The sequence below is a fragment of the Peribacillus sp. B65 genome (assembly GCF_058513295.1).
The window spans coordinates 2,416,807-2,430,781 of the sequence record NZ_CP195840.1 but is presented as its reverse complement, the minus strand read 5'-3'; the positions used below and the strand labels follow the sequence as shown (position 1 = coordinate 2,430,781).

The 13,975-nt window shown below is 42.0% G+C and carries 12 protein-coding genes; 1 reads left to right on the top strand and 11 read right to left on the bottom strand.

Annotation, left to right across the window (positions count from 1 at the left end; translation table 11 throughout):
• Nucleotides 1-195: 195 nt before the first annotated feature.
• From ACSR9O_RS11925 to ssb, 7 genes are all read right to left on the bottom strand, one after another.
• Complete coding sequence (locus tag ACSR9O_RS11925) at nucleotides 196-3,933, bottom strand: S8 family serine peptidase (protein ID WP_491724440.1); 3,738 nt, start codon at nucleotides 3,931-3,933, stop codon at nucleotides 196-198.
• Nucleotides 3,934-4,139: 206 nt separating this feature from the next.
• A complete protein-coding gene (locus ACSR9O_RS11920; protein ID WP_101223804.1) occupies nucleotides 4,140-5,042 on the bottom strand; it encodes an ABC transporter permease in 903 nt (300 codons plus the stop codon).
• A 12-nt stretch (nucleotides 5,043-5,054) separates the two neighbouring features.
• Nucleotides 5,055-6,059: an ABC transporter permease gene (locus ACSR9O_RS11915; protein WP_137016483.1), complete on the bottom strand. Its 1,005-nt coding sequence runs from the start codon at nucleotides 6,057-6,059 to the stop codon at nucleotides 5,055-5,057.
• 115 nt (nucleotides 6,060-6,174) lie between these two features.
• Nucleotides 6,175-7,791, bottom strand: a complete 1,617-nt coding sequence (locus tag ACSR9O_RS11910; RefSeq protein WP_101223806.1) for an ABC transporter substrate-binding protein — start codon at nucleotides 7,789-7,791, stop codon at nucleotides 6,175-6,177.
• Nucleotides 7,792-7,833: 42 nt separating this feature from the next.
• Nucleotides 7,834-8,802 (bottom strand): ABC transporter ATP-binding protein, encoded by a 969-nt coding sequence (locus ACSR9O_RS11905; protein WP_491724439.1) that lies wholly within the window; start codon nucleotides 8,800-8,802, stop codon nucleotides 7,834-7,836.
• Nucleotides 8,783-9,787, bottom strand: a complete 1,005-nt coding sequence (locus ACSR9O_RS11900) for an ABC transporter ATP-binding protein (protein ID WP_157831068.1) — start codon at nucleotides 9,785-9,787, stop codon at nucleotides 8,783-8,785. The genes ACSR9O_RS11905 and ACSR9O_RS11900 overlap by 20 nt, the downstream gene beginning before the upstream one ends.
• Nucleotides 9,788-10,251: 464 nt before the next feature.
• Nucleotides 10,252-10,614 carry a single-stranded DNA-binding protein gene (gene ssb / locus ACSR9O_RS11895; protein ID WP_101223809.1) on the bottom strand — a complete coding sequence of 121 codons (363 nt, stop codon included), beginning with the start codon at nucleotides 10,612-10,614 and terminating at the stop codon, nucleotides 10,252-10,254.
• A gap of 360 nt (nucleotides 10,615-10,974) precedes the next feature.
• Here ssb and ACSR9O_RS11890 point away from each other — a divergent pair, with 360 nt between their 5' ends.
• Nucleotides 10,975-11,409: a YwpF family protein gene (locus ACSR9O_RS11890; protein ID WP_101223810.1), complete on the top strand. Its 435-nt coding sequence runs from the start codon at nucleotides 10,975-10,977 to the stop codon at nucleotides 11,407-11,409.
• 114 nt (nucleotides 11,410-11,523) lie between these two features.
• On the opposite strand, the gene ACSR9O_RS11885 is transcribed toward ACSR9O_RS11890, so the two are convergent.
• The 4 genes from ACSR9O_RS11885 to ACSR9O_RS11870 all read right to left on the bottom strand — a co-directional run bounded on the left by ACSR9O_RS11885 (nucleotide 11,524) and on the right by ACSR9O_RS11870 (nucleotide 13,925).
• Nucleotides 11,524-11,817, bottom strand: a complete 294-nt coding sequence (locus ACSR9O_RS11885) for a hypothetical protein (RefSeq protein ID WP_101223811.1) — start codon at nucleotides 11,815-11,817, stop codon at nucleotides 11,524-11,526.
• 289 nt (nucleotides 11,818-12,106) lie between these two features.
• The gene (fabZ, locus tag ACSR9O_RS11880) at nucleotides 12,107-12,535 is read right to left on the bottom strand and encodes a 3-hydroxyacyl-ACP dehydratase FabZ (RefSeq protein WP_230176123.1); all 429 of its coding nucleotides are present in this window, start codon (nucleotides 12,533-12,535) and stop codon (nucleotides 12,107-12,109) included.
• Nucleotides 12,536-12,664: 129 nt separating this feature from the next.
• On the bottom strand, nucleotides 12,665-12,919 hold the full coding sequence (locus ACSR9O_RS11875; protein WP_101223813.1) for a DNA-directed RNA polymerase subunit beta: 255 nt from the start codon (nucleotides 12,917-12,919) through the stop codon (nucleotides 12,665-12,667).
• Between the two features lie 163 nt (nucleotides 12,920-13,082).
• Nucleotides 13,083-13,925, bottom strand: a complete 843-nt coding sequence (locus ACSR9O_RS11870) for a flagellar hook-basal body protein (protein WP_491724438.1) — start codon at nucleotides 13,923-13,925, stop codon at nucleotides 13,083-13,085.
• Nucleotides 13,926-13,975: the final 50 nt, after the last annotated feature.

Here is a 13,975-nt window from a genome sequence, read left to right as displayed (position 1 = left end):
AGTAAACAACTCCAGTTGATTGGAGCGGGTGTACAAGACTCATGCGGGAATGGCGTGTCCAAGGCGCAACGAGCGCCGAGAGCGGACCGTCCGCTGAAACCAATGTTCAATTGTACAAACCCTCAAAAAAACTGTAGGTACAAATCAATTATGTCTACAAACTGAAGCCCTCTTGGGTAAGAGGGCTTCCTTTCGTTATTTTTTTGCTTTATTGATGTTAAAGGATTTCTTCATTTCATTTCCTGCAAGATCGGTCACCTTAAACTCAATCTTATTGTTGCCTGTTTTAAGCGGCAGTTCCAAATCCTCTATCTTCTTCTTATAGGCACGCATTTTGTATGGTTCCTTGAATTCATGATAGAATACTTCGCTTCCGTTCAGGTAAAGGCGGATTTCATCGAAATTATCTTCCACCGTCACGTCCACTTTTGGATTTTCCCCTTTGGCTCCCACAGTTTTCGGTACACCCTTCACTTTTAAACCTGGCTTTGTTGCATCGACCATAATCGTCCGTTTAAAGGAAACCGTGTTATCCCATTTATCTGTTGCTTTAACAGTGAAGCTTTGAACACCCTCTTCAAATTTCTTTTCATATGAGAATTCATATTTGTTATTTGCCTTGTTATACGTTGCAGGTACCGTTTTATTGTCGATTTTAAACTCCTTTATTTCCGACGCTTCTTCAATTTCCCCTGTTATTTTGATTTTATTTTTATTGTTCACGCTCAAGGCTTCAGGACTCTTGATCTTTACAGCTGGTGCATGATTATCGATTGGAGCTGAATCACTGGCTAATTCAGTTTCAGCCGTTTTTTCATTACCTGCATAGTCAATTGCCACAACCTGAACCTTTTCCCCTTTTACATCAGGTAAAGTGAATTGCTTCGCATTCGCCGGGAGCGGCTCTTCCATGATGGATGCTCCATCGACTTGTACATCGTAATAAGCAAGTCCTGAACCATTCAAATTATCCTTGCCTTGGATGGTTAATACATTGCCTTTTTTCGAAATTTTGACTGTCGGCTTTACCGTATCGATTTTGATAGGCATTTTAAACGTCTGCCATTTTGCACCCTCGTAATCTATCATCGCTTTGATTTCAAAATAATAGACCCCATCCTTAGCGAGTGCATTATTGATTTTACCGTCCCATTTACGGGCCGGATCAAGGGTGTACGCGGTCCCTTGTCCGCCATCATAATAGTCCTTGCGTACATTATTCTCTGTGCGAAGTTTCCGGATTGATTTGTTTTCACCATTCAATATATTGTATTCTACCTTTTTCGCATTCCTTAAGAATGATAGGACAGGCACGAAGTCATCCTGTGCACCATCATTATTTGGGGAAATCGCAATATTTTTGCCATTGAATGTTTTTCCCGCAGGGTCATAGCCAAGATAAGTGAAATCTTCACCTGCTGTAGAAACTCCACCTGCCATGCCATAGAAGGACTCTTTATCATATTTAGTGCCATCCAGGATAGGGGCTTTGTCCCACTCCCCTTTAAACCCTACATACGGTACATTCAGTTCCGGATTCGTATCGGCTGGATCCTTCAATGAAATGAACCCTTCAACAAAATATCCGTTTGGAAAGACCTCGTCAATGTCTACAAGAGTCTGAAGGTCATCACCGAGTACCTTTGCATCGGATATGTCAACTTTCACTTCGAATGTAACCGATTTTTTTGCGGGAACGGTAATCTTATTTGTGCTTTTATTATTGATTTTAATCGAAGCGTTCTTAATTTCCTGTGCTTCCAGTTCGTTAGCGGTATAACCGAGTTGTCCCTGGATTGCATAGTCTGTTTGGATATTACCTTTTACATCATACTTGACCGCTTTGTTGCTGAAGTTTTCAACCTTTAAAGTAAAGGCGAACTTATTGCCGATCTCCTTCATTGCAACCTTCGCTTCTTTCGTGAATGCCTCGGTCACGACAGCAGGTGTGGACAATGCGGATTGCAGCTGCATGACCCCGGCTCCCTGCCTGCGAGGCGAGTAAGGGTTTTCCCAGTCAAGGGCTTTATTGACGACACCTTGATCCGCTAGTGGTTTTGAAGTATTCATCATCAGGTTCTTCGCTAAATTTGCCCGGGCAGAACCATTTAATTTAAATTCTTTATCCACTCTTTCAAGAACAAGTGCCGAGCCGCCGGAAACATGTGGTGCCGCCATCGAAGTACCACTCATCATTCCATATTCATCGTTGTTCAGCGTCGAATAAATTTGTCCTCCCGGAGCAGTGATTTCCGGTTTAAAATCCAGGTTAGGTGCGACTCCCCATGAACTGAATGAGCTCATTTTCCCTGCTTCTGGATTTACAGCTTTTGTTTTATCACCATTAAAGGTAATCTTCACCTTTTCTCCATCCGTTAAGGCCGCTTTCAGCTTTGCACCATCCGATTTCAACATGAACAGCTGGGGAATGGTGATGCTTGGATCTGTGGCCATGGAAATATATCCGTCAGCATTATTGTAAATAATGACTCCTGTCGCACCTGCTGACTGGGCATTTTGCGCCTTTTCTATAAAAGAAAGCGTGCCGCGTTCGATGAGGGCGAACTTGCCTTTAACATCCACTTTGGAAAGCTCCTCTGGCGTCCCAAGACCTGCAGCCACCAAGTCATGTGTTTTTTCCTTTAAAGTATTGGGATGTACGCTTGAAGCCGACATGAACGGAGCTTTCCCTACTTGTCCGTTTATATCATAAGTCGCTGCATCCAAATCCATATAGTTATTCTCTACCGACGCCACTTGTACAGAATCGTATGCAAGTCCAGGTGAACCTGAAACGCCAATATCCGGGTTCGACGCTGATGGGTTTGCAAATCCATTTCCAAAATGTGCTGAGTTTCCTGCTGAAATCGACATGAGGATCCCATTATCAACAGCCCTGGATACCGCCTGCTGCTCCGGATCTTCTGCAGATACAAAACCTGCAGTGGAGCCAAGGCTCATATTCAACACATCCGCCCCAAGGATGATGGCATCGTCAATTGCCTTGATATATATATCGCCCCATGTTGTCTGCATGTCGGGATCATTCCCGAAGACCTTTAAAGCAAGCAGCTGGGCTTCAGGAGCAACCCCTTTAATGCCGCCATTCTCTTCATCTCCATTGGCACCGGCTGTACCTGCTACATGCATTCCATGCATTGACGCCCCTTCACCAAGATCAAGGATTTCTTCATTTTCATCCATGTAATTGTATCCATAAGGAACCTTCGCCGTATAATAATTGCCTAATAGATGGTTAGATTCCTTCATTCCGCTAATTTCATTTTCAGTCAGTTCTGCCTTATTATCATTATTCAGGACCATATCACGGTGAGATGGGTCGATTCCAGTATCGATAATCCCGACGACCATCCCTTCCCCTTTATATCCATATTCCCGCCAAGCTTCCTGGGCTTGGACTAGTTCTTTACTATAAAGCATTTCAGGTTTTTCTAGAGGACGTTCATATTCATTCGCAATATGTACTTCAGCAACTTCCGGCATGGCTTCCACCTTTTTGATTTCACCATACTGAAGTTCACCGCTGAACCCATTGACGACTGTCGTAAAACTTTCAAGCTCCTTGAAAGCTATTTTTTTCTCTTTCACCTTTTTTTTCAATTTCTTCTGATTAGCTAGCTTTTCGGACTTTAATTGTTGTTTCTTATTTTTCGATAACTGTTTAAAAAGTTTCCCTTCGTTCGAAGCTGTTTCTATTGCCGGGGCTTCCTTCATCTCTACGATGACCCTGACCTTCTCATTGCTTTTGTATTTCTTATCCAAATCATTTTTCTTCAGCTTTATAATACTTTCCTGATTCTTCTTACCTGCACCGCCCGAACCTGCCGGGGGGTCTGGGAGCTTGGCTGCGGAAACGCTTGCAGTAAATACTAATAGAAAGATTGCTAGAATGGACAAGCTACGTTTAATCAATGAACTTTCCTCCTCTAAAATAAGCAATTTTTGGAATATTCTTACTGAGTATAAAAGTATCACAACTTTTGGGGTGATTTTAAGAGATAATAGTCACTATTTTCCTATTCTGAACTAGGATTTTGTTATTATTTTTCATATTTTGATAGATTTACAGATAAACGACAAAAAGATGGTGATGTTAATCTAACATCACCCTTTAACTTCTAGTTTTTCATTCTTGGATCCAAAGCATCGCGCAGCCCATCCCCCATTAGGTTAAAGCCGAGTACCGTAAGCATGATTGCAAGCCCAGGGAAAAGAACCGTCCATGGTGCTTGAATGATGAACGCCCTGGAATCGGCGAGCATTTTTCCCCACTCTGGTGCTGGCGGCTGTGCACCAAGACCGAGAAAGCCGAGTGCTGCACACTCAATTATGGCAGTTGCAATCGCTAACGTACCTTGAACGATAATCGGTGCAAGGCTATTCGGAAGGACGTGGTGAAGGAGAATGCGGCCATCCCCCATTCCAATTGCCTTTGCAGCCGTTACATATTCCTCTTCTTTCACCGTTAAGACCCGTGAACGTAAAAGCCGGCCGAATATCGGGACATTGACGATGGCTATGGCGATAAGTGCGTTGCGAAGGGAGGGCCCCAAAACGGCAACGACAGCAATGGCAAGCAAGATACTTGGAAAGGCCAGAATAATATCAAAGATCCTCGATATGATCGTATCTATCCACCTGCCGTAATAACCGGCAATGATTCCTAAAAAAGACCCGACCACAACAGATCCGGCAACAGATAAAAAGCCGACCCCTATTGATATGCGCGAGCCATAAATGACCCTGCTCAAAATATCCCGGCCAAATTCATCCGTTCCGAACCAATGCTCCGCAGACGGGGCCAAATGTTTATCACTTAGCTTTTGCCCCTCAAATGAATAAGGTGCTATAACGGGTGCGAAGATGGCGATTAGGATGAAAAATGAAACAATCCCCAGACCCACAAGGGCTACCTTATTTTTCTTAAAACTTTTCCAGCCTTCCTTCCAGGGAGAGATGACTTTTTCCTCTGCCTCTTTTGGAGGAAGGATTGGCGAAGTATTCGTTGCTATTTCAGGCATGAGTTTCCCTCCCTATTTATACTTAATCCTAGGATCGATCGCTGCATACAACAAGTCCACAACTAGATTGATCATGACAAACAAAAAGGCGATGACGAGAATTCCGGACTGTATCACCGGATAATCCCGAGATAGGATTGCATCATAAATATATGTACCGATACCTGGCCACCCAAAAATGTTTTCCGTCAATATGGCGCCGCCTAAAAGTAATCCTGTTTGCAGTCCGATAACCGTCACCACTGGAATCAGGGCATTCTTAAAGGAATGCTTGTAAACAACCCAAAACATTCTCATTCCTTTAGCACGAGCCGTACGAATGAAATCCGATCTCATAACTTCCAGCATGGACGAACGTGTCATCCTTGCAATAATGGCCATCGGAATGGTCGCCAGCGCAATTCCCGGCAAGATGAGATGTTTTATCACTTCGAAAAACTGATCCACCCTGCCCGCCATGAGTGTATCTATCAAATACAGTCCGGTTATGGCCTCAACGGGATCCCTGATATTGTCCCGCCCTGTCGTCGGAAGTAAATCCCATTGAATTGAAATGATATATTGTTCCATTAATCCCAGCCAGAAAATAGGCATGGACAAACCAATCAACGCAATCACCATGGCGACATAATCAAACCATGAGTTTTGGAACCAAGCTGATATAATCCCTGCATTAACGCCTATGACCACGGCGATGATCATGGCGATCAAGGCCAGTTCTATCGTAGCCATGAGGTATGGCCCAATTTCTTCGGAAACCGGACTATTCGTTTTTAAGGAAACACCCAGGTCTCCCTTTAACAGGCCTGATAAGTAATCCCAAAATTGAATGAACCAAGGTTTATCCAGACCAAGTTCCTTTGTCATTGCAGCGACTGCCTCTTCCGTTGCTTGCTGCCCTAAAATTACCTGTGCTGGATTTCCTGGAATAGCCCGGATCATCATGAATACAATAAACGCCATTCCTAGTAACACTGGAATGAGAGATCCTAAACGTCGTACGGTATAGGAAAACAAAACAATCACCCGCCTTTTAAATAAGGGGCCTTAAAAGCGCCCTCGATCATTTTGAAATGCATTCCATAACAAAACCGGGAAGCATGCAAGACTCCATACTACCCGGTTCGTACGGTTAATTTTCTAGAGAAACATTAACAAGGGATTGTGAACCAGTTGGATGTGGAACAAACCCTTTGACCGTCTTAGATCCGGCTAACTGCGGTAAAGAATGTACAAGCGGAACCCATGGAGCTTCATCATGAATGATTTCCTGGGCTTTTCCATACAACTCATTACGCTTGGCTTCATCTGCCGTGGACTGAGCTTCGATCAGCAGTTTATGGACTTCTTCGTTAGCGTAACGGGCATAGTTGTTGGAGCCGATATTATCTTTATCCAATAATGTATAAAGGAAGTTATCCGCATCTCCATTATCGCCTGTCCAGCCCATCATGAAGGATTGGGCTTCACCGGCCTGCACTTTCTCTAAATATGCAGCCCATTCGTATGAAACGATATTCGCTTCGATGCCGACTTGTTTTAGGCTTGCTTGAATGGCTTCAGCCACTTTTTGACCATCTGGCATATATGGGCGCGGTACCGGCATTGCCCATAGGTCCATTTTAAATCCGTCTTCAAGTCCAGCTTTTTTCAGCAGTTCCTTCGCTTTTTCTACATCGTAATCATAGTCTTCGACTTTGTCATTGTAGCCAGAAACGGATGGCGGCATAGGATTCTTGGCAGGCTCTGCTGTGCCTTCATAAAAATTATCAATGATTTCCTTTTTATTGATCAAATGCGAGATGGCTTGACGCACTTCTTTCTTGTCGAATGGTGCCTTCTCAACATTGAAAGCAAAGTACCCGACATTCATGGATGCACGTTCGAATATTTGCAGGTTTTCATCTCCTGTAACTTTACTGATATCACTTGGGTTCAACCCGTCCATCAGGTCGATTTCACCTTTGATTGCAGCATTTAAACGCGCAGAGTTATCTTTAATGACCTTAAACGTGATACCATCAAGTTTTGGCAGTCCATCTTGCCAATAGTCATCGTTTTTCACCACTTCAATCGTATCGCCAGGTTTCCATGATTTGAATTTGAAAGGACCTGTACCAGATGGATTTTTAGTGAAATCGTCACCCTCTTTTTCAATTCCAGCCGGACTGGCTATTGCAAATGTAGGCATGGCAAGGTTTTTCAGGAACGGCGCCTGCGGACGGTTCAAAGTGAATTCCACCGTGCTGGCATCGATCGCTTTTACTTCTTTGATAACATGGCCTTCATCACCTTCAAATCCTCCGAACATGGAGGCATAGTACGCAAATTTACCCTCATCCTTACTTTGTGCCCAACGTTGAAAGTTTTTTACGACAGCATCTGCATTGAAATCCGTACCATCATGGAACTTGATTCCGGTTTTCAATTTGAATGTGTATGTTTTTGCGTCATCGGACACTTCCCATGATTCTGCAAGACCCGGATTGATTTCCGTATCATCTTCCCCATATTTCACAAGCGTTTCAAAGATCTGCTGTGTGACGATGAATGATTCACCATCGGTTACGATGGCTGGGTCAAGACCGACAGCGTCTCCGCCTTTACCGTATATCAATACGCCGCCCTTCGCTTCACTCGATCCCCCTTTACCATCATCTTTCTCTTTTGATGTAGACGAGGAGCATCCCGCAAGCGCTAGTGAAAGAGCAAGGATACCAGTCAGCAATAATGCCCATGTTTTCTTCATATTCTTCCCCCTTATTATTTGCGAATTTATGTATACGTCGTGTCAATTGTATAAATGACAAGCAACGTAGTGACCAGGTTTATGTTCATTCAGAATTGGCTTTTCCGTTTTGCATTCTTCCATCGCCTTCGGACATCTCGTATGGAATGGACAGCCGCCGGGCGGGTTTGATGGGCTTGGAACATCTCCCTGCAGGATTACCCTATCCCCCTTGTATTCCACATCCGGGATCGGCACCGCTGATAATAAAGCCTGCGTATATGGGTGAAGCGGATCTTCATAAAGTCCTTCACTTTCCGTCAATTCAACTATATGTCCAAGATACATGACGCCGACACGGTCGGAGATATGCCTTACCACCCCAAGATCATGGGCAATGAACAAGTAGGTCAAATCAAAATCCTCCTGCAAATCCTGCAACAGATTCAAGACCTGGGCCTGGATCGACACATCCAGTGCAGATACCGGCTCATCTGCAATGATCAGTTTAGGGTTGACTGCAAGTGCCCTCGCGATGCCAATACGCTGCCGCTGGCCCCCGCTGAATTGATGAGGATACCTTTTAGCATGGTAACTGCTTAAGCCAACAACCCTAAGAAGTTCCTGTACACGGGCTTTTCGTGCCTTTTTATCTTTAACCCCATGAACGATGAGCGGTTCTTCCAATATTTTTTCAATTGTATGCCTGGGATTGAGAGAAGCGAATGGGTCCTGAAAGACCATCTGCATTTCACGGCGCATCTTTCTCATTTCACCGGCAGATAAAGCCGTCAGGTCCTTTCCTTCAAAATAAACATTACCCTCACTTGGCTCAAGCAATCGAAGCAATAATCTTCCCGTCGTCGACTTTCCGCAACCGCTTTCACCGACAAGGCCTAAAGTTTCCCCTTTATAAATGGAAAAAGACAAACCATCAACTGCCTTGACCTCTCCAATGGTCTTTCCCAGAATCCCTCCTTTAATCGGAAAATGCTTCTTTAGGTTTTCTACCTTAACCAATGTTTGACTCATGCAAGGCAGCTCCTTTCCCATCTTCATACAGCCAGCAACGAACATGCTGACCCTCATCGAATTTCAATAGAGACGGGGTCTCATTTATACATTGCTCCATGGCATGTGAGCATCGAGGGGCAAACTGGCACCCGAGGTTGCTTGTCCCAGGTTTTGGCACATTACCAGGTATTGAGTAAAGGCGCTCTTTCTTTATTCGCATATCCGGAATCGATTGTAGTAAACCGACCGTATAAGGGTGCTTAGGATTTTGGAAAATCGTTTGCACATTTCCTTCCTCTATTACCTTGCCGGCATACATGACAATGACACGTTCACACATTTGCGCAACTACCCCAAGATCATGGGTAATCATCATGATTGCCGTGTCTGTTTCTTTATTTAAATTCTTCATTAATTCTAGAATTTGTGCCTGGATCGTCACATCCAAAGCCGTTGTCGGTTCATCGGCTATTAGGAGTTTCGGCTCACAGATCATGGCCATTGCTATCATGACCCTTTGTCTCATTCCGCCTGAAAGCTGATGAGGATATTCATCGAGCAATTCCTCGGCACGGCCAAGCCCAACCAGCTTCAACATTTCCACCGCTCTTTGGCGGGCCTGTTTTTTGTTCCATTTTTTATGTATCCGAAGCGTCTCAACCAACTGCTCGCCAATAGTGAACACGGGATTCAAGCTTGTCATCGGTTCCTGAAATATCATCGCTATATCATTCCCGCGAATTTTTCTCATTTTCGCTTCAGAGGCATTTGCGATGTTCTCTCCTTTAAAAAGGATTTCTCCCTCCACCTTACCAGCCGGTGAAGAAACGAGACCCATGATGGACAGAGAAGTAACGCTTTTTCCGCACCCCGATTCTCCCACTATCCCTAAAACCTCACCAGGATTGACATGAAAATCGATTGAATTCACGACAGGGATCACCCCATCGTCCGTACGAAAACTGGTTTGCAGCCCATTCACCTTAATAATTGGTTCGTCCATCAAATCACTTCCTATATATAACTTTTTTTCCAATTATATTATTGGGTTTATTATTGCATCAAAATTAAAATATTACAATATATTTTCTAAAAATTCTAATTTAACAGAATTATTTTTTATTTTTTCCTATTTACGCACTTTTTGGCACAAAAAAAATGACTGCAAATTTACAGTCATTACAAGAGGGGAAACAGATAAATCGATTTTATTGAGGGTAAATCGGGGTTTCCAGCCGAGGAAGAGGCTATATTAGCTTAGGGGGAATGAATTGATGAAAATGAATTTTATAAATATTGTTGAAATTCTGTACAGTTATTTTTCATTATGGTCATATAAATACTTTTTTTGTTCCCTATGTTTTAAGCATAAAATTGATCGTTCCTATTATTGACGGAATATATCACTAATGTTTTTTTCCACTACTGCATAACAATCTTGCTTCTGTCCTGTCGTCATGCCCAAAACTATAAACCAATATGTTCAAATTCCTTGGGCTTAACATCATTTTGTTTAGACCCAATGAATTGAACCCTCTCGGCGACCACTTCAGTTACATATACATATTTACCCTCCTGATTTTCATATCTCCTTGTTTGTATTCTGCCAGTTATGCCGATTATGGCACCTTTTTTACAATATTGAGCAGTATTTTCAGCAGACTTTTTCCATATGATACACTGTACAAAGTCGGCCTCATAGTTACCGACAGTATTACGAAAGTTCCTGTTGACTGCTAAAGTGATATTGGAAACAGCCTTGCCATCAGGTGTGTGTCTTAATTCGGGATCCTTCGTAAGCCTGCCGACGAGGGTAACTTGGTTAATCATTTTTTCACTCCTTCCTCTTTAATATGCTTTTATCATACTCTTTCTTCCATCGATTAAAAAATGAAGGAAATAGCCTTAATACACCATTTTTCTTCATAAAAAACCGTTTGAAATGATACAAAACCATTTTTTATTGATTAAAATTAGGTGAAAAACGAATAGTTAACAAAATTAAATATTTTGCAAATTTTTATTCTATCCTTCATAATTTAGACAAATGTTGGGTATTCATTTCATTAAGGAACTTTTTTTTAGTATGATATAATTACCTTTAAAAGGATTTATCGATATGTACTATTTCAAAATTTACGTTTAAGAGAGGTAATTACCGCTCTTTCTTGCAAGAAACGGAGGAATTAGATGAAATCATTTAAATTGATCTCGTTGCAAATTGTAACTGAAAATTTTAACTTGATTGATATTGTATTAACAGATGGATTGATTATAAATAAAGAAAACGACGCTAGATCGTGGTTACTGGAAGCCTTTGTAGATGAAAATCATTTCAAAGAGCTTGAACCTTCACTTCCCGATATAAACGGAGAGGTGTATATCCAGGCCGTCATTACCAACAAGGATAATGAACCGGCTTTGTTTCACACTGTACTACGCACAATAAGAAAAGTCGGCAGCCATTATAGCCTTCTATTCGTTGGTCACATCCAAAAAACACGGAGCAAATATGCAGAACTTCTTCTTGAAGATTTGGTTCAAAAAGGTCTCGTCGGCGATGAATTAATAAATGAGTTCAAGCAAAAAATCCGCTCAAAGCCTAAATTAGCAACCAATAAATAAAAACCTTCCTTTAATTCCCATCCCCTAAACGAATGCATATAAAAAGACTGACTTAGCTGAAGAAGGATATTAATCCTCTTCTTACCTAAGCCAGTCTTTGTCATTCCGTGCTAATTACTTATTGTTGTCGCCTTTTTTCTCAGCGTCTTCAATCAAGTCATCGGCATCATTATCGACGTTATTATCGTCGTTTTCAAGGATGTCATCATCGTTATTGTTGTCGTTATCAAGCATGCCATCATCGTTATCGTTGTTGTTATCATCTGTACCGTTGTTATCATCTTCAATGATGTTGTTATCTTTTTCTGGAGCGGGATTGTTGTTGTCATCATTATCCGTTCCACATCCAGCAAGGAACATAATAGATAATAAAGATCCCCCAATTAGTGCAAAAATTTTCTTCATCATTTTTGGCAACCTCCCTTCTTTCTTTATCATTAGTTATTTTGCCCGAATGTGAAAATAACTTGCGTCCTATTTTAAATTTAAAAAGAAAATCCTCTAATTTGAATTTAATCATTAAAAAATGCCGGACATAAAAATGTCCGGCATTCAAAGGGAGATAGATAGTTCTTAAAACCGCGTTTGCTTTAAAAAAGCATGCGGCGCTATTTATATACACCGCTTCACGATTCCTTAAACCATTTTTGAAATATATAGTTAAAATACCCCATTTCCCTTTCGCGTAAAATGAATCCTATTTGTCACCAAAAGCAAACATGATATCGGCTTCACATGCTGTTTCTCCATCTACCGTTGCCACTGCTTTCCCTTTACCCATTGAACCTCTCATACGCACTATTTCCACTTCCAGACGCAGCTGATCACCTGGTTTTACTTGCTTTTTAAAGCGGCAATTATCTATCCCAGCGAAAAATGCAAGCCGCCCTTTGTATTCTTCCTGTTTTAAAACGGCTACAGCGCCAACTTGCGCTAATGCCTCTACAATCAAAACTCCAGGCATAACTGGATAATCGGGGAAATGGCCATTAAAGAATTCTTCATTTGCTGTGACATTCTTCAATCCTACCGCTCTTTTCCCTTCATCTATTTCAATGATCCGGTCGACTAATAAGAATGGGTAACGATGCGGAATAATTTCCTTTATTTGTGTGATATCAAGCATACTTTTTCCTCCTATGACTTAAATATTTCAAACATAACGTAAACTCGCCCCTGTCATGAAGACAGAGGCGTAGTTGCCATGTAATATAAATCCGCTAACGACAGCAACTACTTCAAAAAAAACATGGAACTACGCGCCCTTGTTCACTATATCAATAATATGGGTCCATGTGGATTTTTGGAAAACATCCATTGCATGTCCTCCACCAATCACACTGTATCCTAATAGTGCCCCGGATAATACAGCAATGAAAATCAATCCGATAACAATGAGTAAACGAAGCCAAATCGGTAAAAGACGGACCTTGACTCTACGATTCGGTTTCGCCTCAACTTCCTTTATCTCTTCTTCAATTTGTTGTCTCATTACACGATTTTGTTCCATATAGAATGTGAAAGCTCCTTTTAAGAAAACTCGCCGACTGATTTTCACTATCAGAAATTCAGCAGCTATGCAAAATGATCGGCACGATGATTTCCTTTGTTATGAATTCATTATAACCGATTTGCTCTAATTCCGCAGGGAGACATTTTATTTACCAGATACCTTAACGGATTCCATTGACTAATCCGCTCATTTGATCAGCCATCGTTACCGCTCGGGATTGAAATTGGTAAGACCGCTGAACATTGATTAGATCCGTCATTTCTTTGGAAAGATCGACATTCGAGGACTCCAGAGTGCCTTGTTGAACTGCTGCCTGGTTACGGGAATCCCCTGTTAGTGCAGTCATGATATCGTCTTCAGTAACACCCAAGGCATTGAAGTTTTCGGGCATACCAAGTAAATTTCCGCCTAAGCGGTCAAGAAATTGGGGGTTTTTTACCGAGACGATCCCGAGACCAAAATTTCGTTTTCCATATTCTTCCGTATCCACTATCAATAAACCAGTTTCCGAAATCTTAATGTCTTTAATATTTCCCTCAATGAGGATCGGTTCACCATTTTCATCAAGGACTTTATGTCCTGCAGAGGTAACGAGCAACATTTGGTCGTTACCATTAGGAGATAAATAAAAGGCACCATCCCTTGTTAGCCTTGTATTGACCCCATTTTCACCCTGAACGCTTACTGTGAAGAATTGGTCCTCACGGGTGAATGCAGCATCAAGGTTGCGATCCGTCGTCTTTAAGGGTCCCTGTGAAAGCACCAATTGAGATTGGCTTATCTTGGCACCTGTTCCCTGCCGGATGCCCGGTGTGGTCAACCTTCCTTTTTCCTTGGTCTCACTCGGTTGATTATTGAAACTCTGTGTCAATAAGTCATTGAAGTTCGTTTGGGTCTTTTTGTAGGCAGTCGTGTCCACATTCGCGATATTATTACTTATATGATCGATTTTACTTTGAAGTTGGTTCAGCGTATTCGTCGCCGTCATCATCGTCCGATTCATGGTTTTTCCCCTTACATGTTCAAATTTCCAAAATCATTTTTTCTACTGTT

Excerpts from the sequence above, each read along its gene's own strand:
- ACSR9O_RS11920 (WP_101223804.1), bottom strand. The coding sequence starts at position 5,042 with ATGCCTGAAATAGCAACGAATACTTCGCCAATCCTTCCTCCAAAAGAG.
- ACSR9O_RS11910 (WP_101223806.1), bottom strand. The coding sequence starts at position 7,791 with ATGAAGAAAACATGGGCATTATTGCTGACTGGTATCCTTGCTCTTTCA.
- ACSR9O_RS11905 (WP_491724439.1), bottom strand. The coding sequence starts at position 8,802 with ATGAGTCAAACATTGGTTAAGGTAGAAAACCTAAAGAAGCATTTTCCG.
- ACSR9O_RS11900 (WP_157831068.1), bottom strand. The coding sequence starts at position 9,787 with ATGGACGAACCAATTATTAAGGTGAATGGGCTGCAAACCAGTTTTCGT.
- ssb (WP_101223809.1), bottom strand. The coding sequence starts at position 10,614 with ATGATTAACCAAGTTACCCTCGTCGGCAGGCTTACGAAGGATCCCGAA.
- ACSR9O_RS11890 (WP_101223810.1), top strand. The coding sequence starts at position 10,975 with ATGAAATCATTTAAATTGATCTCGTTGCAAATTGTAACTGAAAATTTT.
- ACSR9O_RS11885 (WP_101223811.1), bottom strand. The coding sequence starts at position 11,817 with ATGATGAAGAAAATTTTTGCACTAATTGGGGGATCTTTATTATCTATT.
- fabZ (WP_230176123.1), bottom strand. The coding sequence starts at position 12,535 with ATGCTTGATATCACACAAATAAAGGAAATTATTCCGCATCGTTACCCA.
- ACSR9O_RS11875 (WP_101223813.1), bottom strand. The coding sequence starts at position 12,919 with ATGGAACAAAATCGTGTAATGAGACAACAAATTGAAGAAGAGATAAAG.
- ACSR9O_RS11870 (WP_491724438.1), bottom strand. The coding sequence starts at position 13,925 with ATGAATCGGACGATGATGACGGCGACGAATACGCTGAACCAACTTCAA.